This is a genomic window from Streptococcus mitis, from assembly GCF_002096925.1.
Taxonomy (GTDB): domain Bacteria; phylum Bacillota; class Bacilli; order Lactobacillales; family Streptococcaceae; genus Streptococcus; species Streptococcus mitis_AF.
Genome location: NZ_NCVN01000075.1, coordinates 1 through 5,674 on the forward strand (window position 1 = coordinate 1; position 5,674 = coordinate 5,674).

At 43.4% G+C, this 5,674-nt stretch carries 8 protein-coding genes; 2 read left to right on the forward strand and 6 right to left on the reverse strand.

The window, feature by feature from the left end; translation table 11 throughout:
• From B7692_RS07650 to B7692_RS07670, 5 genes are all read right to left on the reverse strand, one after another.
• On the reverse strand, window positions 1-158 hold a 158-nt coding region (locus tag B7692_RS07650), incomplete at its 3' end, for a transposase (protein ID WP_205008225.1).
• Window positions 159-342: 184 nt separating this feature from the next.
• Window positions 343-579, reverse strand: a complete 237-nt coding sequence (locus B7692_RS07655; protein ID WP_000136444.1) for an acyl carrier protein — start codon at window positions 577-579, stop codon at window positions 343-345.
• 5 nt (window positions 580-584) lie between these two features.
• The gene (gene plsX / locus B7692_RS07660; protein WP_084930363.1) at window positions 585-1,577 is read right to left on the reverse strand and encodes a phosphate acyltransferase PlsX; all 993 of its coding nucleotides are present in this window, start codon (window positions 1,575-1,577) and stop codon (window positions 585-587) included.
• The gene (recO, locus tag B7692_RS07665) at window positions 1,574-2,344 is read right to left on the reverse strand and encodes a DNA repair protein RecO (protein WP_084930364.1); all 771 of its coding nucleotides are present in this window, start codon (window positions 2,342-2,344) and stop codon (window positions 1,574-1,576) included. The genes plsX and recO overlap by 4 nt, the downstream gene beginning before the upstream one ends.
• Window positions 2,341-3,510, reverse strand: a complete 1,170-nt coding sequence (locus B7692_RS07670; protein ID WP_084930365.1) for a pyridoxal phosphate-dependent aminotransferase — start codon at window positions 3,508-3,510, stop codon at window positions 2,341-2,343. Before B7692_RS07670 ends, recO begins: the two co-directional genes overlap by 4 nt.
• Before the next feature lie 148 nt (window positions 3,511-3,658).
• On the opposite strand from B7692_RS07670, the gene B7692_RS07675 reads away from it, so the two are divergent.
• Window positions 3,659-4,669, forward strand: a complete 1,011-nt coding sequence (locus B7692_RS07675; protein WP_084923522.1) for a YeiH family protein — start codon at window positions 3,659-3,661, stop codon at window positions 4,667-4,669.
• A 31-nt stretch (window positions 4,670-4,700) separates the two neighbouring features.
• Here B7692_RS07675 and B7692_RS07680 read toward each other — a convergent pair whose 3' ends face one another.
• Window positions 4,701-5,138, reverse strand: a complete 438-nt coding sequence (locus B7692_RS07680) for a CoA-binding protein (RefSeq protein ID WP_000076477.1) — start codon at window positions 5,136-5,138, stop codon at window positions 4,701-4,703.
• Between the two features lie 142 nt (window positions 5,139-5,280).
• Between B7692_RS07680 and B7692_RS07685 the strand changes: the two genes are divergently transcribed.
• Window positions 5,281-5,674 (forward strand): transposase (locus B7692_RS07685; protein WP_142360060.1); only part of this gene is annotated, 394 nt, incomplete at its 3' end.

Consider the following 5,674-nt stretch of genomic DNA (forward strand, 5'->3'; position numbering starts at 1 on the left):
ATTTCAACTCCTTTATAACTACACAAGCGATGAAATATTTCGCCTAAACTACTTCGATATTGATTATAGATAACTTTTCGTCTATACTTAGGGGTAAACACAATGTGATACTTACAGTGCCACTTTGTGTGCGATAAACTATATACCTTTTGTGCCATATTTTTCTCCTTTCGCTTTACAATTGGCTTGAACACCTTTATTGTATCGCGTTTGGAGTTTTTTGGGTATAACCTTCGACACGCACCCGCATAGCGGGTGGTTTTTTTGTCTCTCACCTAACGGAGCGAGACGGACTAATAGTCACATAATAAAAAAGCAACACGACTTGCATGTTGCTTCTTGCTATTCTTTACTTTTGACGACTTCTACCACATCTCCTACACTTTGGAGTTGGTCAATTTCTTCATCACTGATTTCGATATTAAATTCATCTTCCAGCGTCAAGATAAACTCCATCAAGTCAACTGAGTCAGCATCCAAATCATCTTTCAGACTCAAGGATTCTGTCACGACAAAGTCCTCTCCCTGTCGCTCTTGGATAATGGTCACAATACGGTCAAAAATTTCTTTTTCTGTCATCTCTTTTATTCTCCTGAAAATTCACGCGCAGTCTGGGCAACTACGTCTGTTTCTAGCATGGTACGAATCTGGCGAATCGTACTATAAACAGCCTTGGCATCGCTTGAGCCATGAGTCTTGACAACCGGTGCCTTGACACCAAACAAGACTGCTCCACCAACATCTGAATAGTTGAGCTGTTTTTTCAAACCTCTGAGGCTATCCTTGAGAAGGAGTGCCCCTAGTTTTGCTCGAAGCCCTCCACCTGTAATAGCTGTCCTGAGCAAGCCCATGATTCCCATAGCTGTACCTTCGATGGATTTGAGCACAGCGTTTCCCGTGAAACCATCTGCCACAACAACATCTGCAACGCCATTCATCAAATCACGTGCTTCCACGTTTCCGATAAAGTTCAAACTTTCATCAGCTGCTAGTAATTCGTAAGTTTCCTTACGAAGCGGGTCGCCCTTACTACTCTCTGTTCCGTTATTGAGCAAGCCAACGCGTGGTTGCGCAATTCCACGAACATTTTTAGCATAGAAGGAACCTAGAACCGCATATTGATGGAGGTGCTGAGCTGTATTTTCCGCATTAGCACCGAGGTCCAGCATGTCAAACCCCTTCCCATCTACAGTCGGCAAAGTCGACATAAGCCCAGGACGATCGATGTTCTTGATACGACCCACGATGAAAAATCCTGCTGCTAGTAAAGCACCTGTATTCCCAGCTGAGAGAACAGCGTCTGCTTCGCCGTCTTTGACAGCCTTGGCTGCCAAGACCATACTGGCATTTTTCTTCTTCCGAATAGCTCTCGTAGGTTCATCGTCTGAATCAATCTTCTCATCTGTATGGATAATGTTGACGCGCTCTGTCGCTGTCAGATATTGCTTGATTTTGCTTTCATCTCCGTAGAGCTGAATCTCAATATCTGAAAAGTCAGCTAGGGCTTGATTGACACCCTCAACGATGGCTTGGGGTGCATAATCGCCACCCATAGCATCTACTGCGATTTTTTTCATTTGTCTTCCTCTTTTAGTAATTGTCCCCAGTCTGCTAGGGAATCAATAAATTTCTTTGATTTTAGGTGAATCCCAACGTACTCTTCGTAGAGTTGATCCATAAACTTGCGTAGCTCTTGCTTGATTTCTGCCTTAAGCGAAATGGTCTCCAAGGTTTCAAAATCAATAGCCTGAAATTGATTGAGCAGATAAGGGATATTGGGATTTAGATGACAACGTCTCTCATCTTCATGATAATGCTCTGGGCAAAGGCAGGCTCCATATTTGAAAGAAAAATCAAAAGCCTGACCTACCCGATGGCAAAAGACACACTCATTAAAATTAAGGCTGATTCCAAATCGAGTCAAGATTTGAATTTCAAAAATATTGGTCAAAACCTGATAATCTATCCCTGCTTCCATCAACTCCAGAGTCTTCTTCAAGAAAGCAAACAAGGGAGCATCCTGCTGATTATCCTGTAAACTAGCATCTGCAAGGGCAGCCACATAGGTTGCATAGGCCATGACAAAGAGATCACTATTAATCTTGGGAAAAGTCATCACCTCATGGTAGTCCTCGATGTAGCTAAGGCCGTCATCATTGATTCGTAAGAGAAACCGTGCCAACACCAAGGGTTGAATAACAGGCGCCAGTTTGGACTGGCCAGCGTGTTTGACGAAAAACATGCGCTTGCCCGCCTGCTCGGTAAAAATTTTGACCAGCTTGTCATCCTCACGAAAGTTACGATTGTAGAGCACCAAGCCTTGACTCGTGATAGACTGAATCATGATTCTCTCATGTACTCCTCAAGTCGTTTCATGGCTTCTTCGATAGTCTCCATGCTAGCCGCATAAGACAGGCGAACATAACCTTCTCCATAACACCCAAAGGCAGCACCAGGGATAAAGGCAACAGCCTTCTTCTGAGCAAAATCTTTCAGAAAGGCAAAGGAGTCTTGATTGTAACCCGCTGGAATCTTAGCAAAGATATAGAAGGCACCGTCTGGTTTGATAATCTCAAAACCAAGAGCAGTCATTTTCTCGATAATATAATCCCGACGCTGGATGTATTCCTCCTTCATAGGTTCCGCATCGTTTTTACCAGCTGTCAAGGCCTCTACCGCAGCATGTTGCGCCATGGTATTTGCGGCAGTCACCAAGTACTGGTGACTCTTAATCAACTGAGCTGTAAAGGCTGCAGGAGCGAAAATCAGTCCCAAACGCCATCCTGTCATGGCATGCGACTTCGATAAACCATTGATAATAATTGCCTGATCTCTCAACATAGTTCCCAGAGATACATGGGCTTCGCCTGTGTAGGTCAATTCTGAGTAAACCTCATCACAGACAACAAAAATTTCGTACTTGCGTAAAACAGCTGCCAAGGCCTCCAATTGTTCCCGACTGTAGGTAATTCCTGTCGGATTGGCTGGATAGTTGAGAATAACCGCCTTGAGCTTGTCACCCTGCTCCAAAATGGCCTTCTCCAACATTTCAGGAGTCAAGACAAAACCATTTTCAGTTGTGTCAATCTCGACAATCTCTGCCCCAACTAGATTAACAATCGGTTCATAACCTGGATAGGCAGGAGCTGGCAAAAGTACCTTGTCTCCCTCTTCCAAAATAGCTGTCAAAGTAGCAGATAAAGCCTCTGTCGCCCCAATTGTAACCAAGATTTCATTTTCAGGAGCATAGTCCAGTTGGTACTTTTCCTTAACAAAGTCACTGGCTGCCTGACGTAGAGTCAGCAGACCACTCATCCCTGTATAGTAGGATTGGTTCTGATCAATCGCTCGCTTAGCCGCCTCCTTGACATGATCTGGCGTTGTAAAATCAGGTTCCCCCAAGGTCAAACGCAAGATCCCAGGAATCTCCGAAATAGCCTGGTCAAACTGACGAATCAACGAAACTTGAATCTTATCTAACTGTTTATTAAAGCGCTTAGTTAAGTCCATAGATACCTCCTACTTTCAAAACGTATCTCTATTATACTACAAAAGCCCCCCGACCGCAAAAATACATGATAGAATAACTTTCCACTTTCTATTTTACTTTTCCTGTTTACAGGTCTATAATGGTAACAGATTCTATTTGGAGGTTTTTATGTCATTTCTATCAAAAAATGGAGCAGGTATATTGGCCTGCCTTCTGATTTCAATCGTATCTTGGTACTTAGGAGGATTCTTCCCTGTGATTGGCGCGCCTGTCTTTGCAATTTTCATAGGCATGCTTCTCCATCCCTTTCTCTCGTCTTATAAACAACTGGATGCTGGATTGACCTTTAGTTCCAAGAAATTGCTCCAGTATGCCGTTATCTTGCTTGGTTTTGGTCTCAATATCTCGCAAGTCTTCGCAGTTGGGCAATCTTCACTCCCTGTCATCCTGTCCACCATCTCAATAGCCTTGATTGTTGCCTACCTCTTCCAGCGTTTCTTTGCACTGGACACAAAACTGGCTACCTTGATTGGAGTGGGTTCTTCTATCTGTGGGGGCTCTGCCATTGCAGCGACAGCGCCCGTTATCCATGCCAAGGAAAAGGAAGTAGCCCAAGCCATCTCCGTTATCTTTTTCTTCAATGTCTTGGCTGCGCTCATATTTCCAACGCTAGGTACCTGGCTTCATCTATCCAATGAAGGCTTCGCCCTCTTTGCAGGAACTGCGGTCAATGATACTTCCTCTGTAACCGCCACAGCCAGCGCTTGGGACAGTCTCTACCAGACCAATACCCTCGAATCCGCAACCATTGTCAAACTCACACGTACTCTGGCTATTATCCCCATCACTCTCTTTCTCTCCTACTGGCAAAGTCGCGAGCAAAAAAATAAGCAAGGTTTGCAACTGAAAAAAGTCTTCCCGCTGTTTATCCTTTACTTTATCCTTGCATCTCTCCTAACTACCATCCTAACCTCTCTCGGTGTGTCCAGTAGTTTCTTTACCCCACTCAAACAACTCTCCAAATTCCTCATTATCATGGCCATGAGTGCTATCGGTCTCAAAACCAATCTGGTAGCTATGGTCAAATCCAGCGGAAAATCTATTATCCTCGGAGCCATCTGCTGGATAGCCATCATTCTCACCAGTCTTGGTATGCAGACCCTTATCGGCATTTTCTAACACAAAAGGTAGCCCACCAGCTACCTTTTTCTTATGCTTCCTCAATCAAGCGTGTATGTTCTCTCTTAATACAACGATTCATCACGATGTCATCACATCCACCAGCACGCAAGATTTCTTCCGCTTCTAGACTTTCAAGTCCCAGCTGTGCCCAAAAAATCTTGGCATCAGCCTTGAGAAAATCACGCGCCACATCTGGCAAAAACTCGCTGCGACGGTAAACATTGACAATATCTACAGGAAAAGGAATCTCCGCTAGGCTAGCATAAGCCTTTTCACCCAAGATTTCGCCACCCGCCGCCTTGGGATTGACTGGGATGATTTTATAACCCCGAGCCTGCATTTCCTTGGTCACTCGATTGCTAGTTGTTTCCTCACGGTCAGACAAGCCCACCACAGCAAGGGTTTTACTCGTTGCGAGATACTGACGAATCACGCCATCACTTGGATTAATAAATTCTTGACTCATAGAAATCCTCCTTTTTCATCAGTATAGCACAATTTGAAAAGGCTTGCAGATTTTGGCTACAAAAAAGCTCCTAGCAGTTCTGCTAGGTGAACTGCACCCCAAAAGTTAGACAGAAAAAACTAACTTTTGGGGTGTTTTTATTATGAAATTAACATATGATGATAAAGTTCAAATCTATGAACTTAGAAAACAAGGATATAGCATAGAGAAGCTTTCAAATAAATTTGGGATAAACAATTCTAATATTAGGTACATGATTAAATTGATTGAACGTTACGGAATAGAGTTTGTCAAAAAAGGAAAAAATCGCTACTATTCTCCTAATTTAAAACAAGAAATGATTCATAAAGTCTTACATGAAGGCTGGACTAAAGATAGAGTTTCTCTTGAATACGGTCTCCCAAGTCGTACGATACTTCTTAATTGGCTAGCACAATACAGGAAAAACGGGTATACTATTGTTGAGAAAACAAGAGGGAGAGTACCTAAAATGGGACGTAAGCCAAAAAAGAGACCTGAAGAGAGGACAGAATTAG